The organism is Chromobacterium sinusclupearum, from assembly GCF_002902845.1.
Classification (GTDB): Bacteria; Pseudomonadota; Gammaproteobacteria; order Burkholderiales; family Chromobacteriaceae; genus Chromobacterium; species Chromobacterium sinusclupearum.
On the sequence record NZ_PPTF01000053.1, the window covers coordinates 1 to 1029 of the forward strand.

1 protein-coding gene and 1 pseudogene are annotated in these 1029 nt (G+C 57.1%); both read right to left on the minus strand.

The genetic code is table 11. The features are described from left to right. Window positions 1–418, minus strand: a pseudogene (locus C2134_RS11520) (IS5 family transposase); the annotation flags it as partial. 290 nt (window positions 419–708) lie between these two features. Next, on the minus strand, window positions 709–1029 hold a 321-nt coding region (locus C2134_RS11525), incomplete at its 5' end, for a transposase (RefSeq protein WP_146042144.1).

The following is a 1029-nucleotide window of genomic DNA, read 5'->3' on the forward strand; positions in this document are numbered from 1 at the left end:
GTTTGAAGCAATGTATCTTGGCTTCCACCAGGCTGCGGCGATAGTAGCCGCTCCAACGTTTCCAGATCGCCCTGCCTAGTCGCTTGGTCGCCCGTAGAATCTCGTTGCGAGCCAGCACCCCCAGCGAATTTCCTTTCCACTGTTTCGCATTCTTGCGGGGCGGAATGCATCCGATCGCGCCACGTACGGCAATCGCCTCATGGCACGCTTTGGTATCGAAAGCCCCGTCGCCGCTCACGCAGCCTATCGGCTCATCGGCCGGGATTTGCGCCAATAGCGAAAGTAGCATTTGCGCATCGCCCTGGCGATTGTCCGTGACTTCAATGGCGCGGATTTGCAGGGTTTCCGCATCGATGCCCAGATGCACCTTACCCCATTGCCGGCGGTATTCTGCACCGTGCTTCTTGGTTTTCCATTCGTACATGGACGCCCCCAGTTTGCCAAGCGCTCAATTCATGACAGCGTGAAGGTATAGATTGCACCCGTACATTCGGACTTTGTTCGTGGAACCATGCCACTGTCCCTGATGGGTTACGCTGGTTGACGCCTCAATCGCCTTCTCGCACTTAAGGTGCCGCGAATGGAACGGGCTTTGCCAACCACGGTCTGACCTGTCTTACCATCACTTCATGATTGCCTGAGCAATCGCTGATTCTACTCCCCCCCATGGCTATTGCTTGACTTGGTGGCGACCACTCGGTCGGTTTATCAGGCGCAGAGCTTGGTGGGGATATATCCCGCCTGATACTGACGATCATGAGCCAACAATGCCCAGACGATGCGAGCATTCTTGTTAGCCAGCGCCACCGCCGCCACGTTCTTGTTGCGCCGGTTGACCACCTGGTTCACCCAGTTGCAGGTCGCATCAGGTTCCGTCTTGCGGGTTGCATGAAAGATCACCGCTCGGGCACCATGAATCAGCAAGGTTCTGAGGTACGTGTCACCGCGCTTGCTGATACCTAGCAGGTTTTGCTTCCCTCCGCTGGAGTGTTGTCGAGGCACCAGCCCCAGCCAGGCTGCCACCTGCCG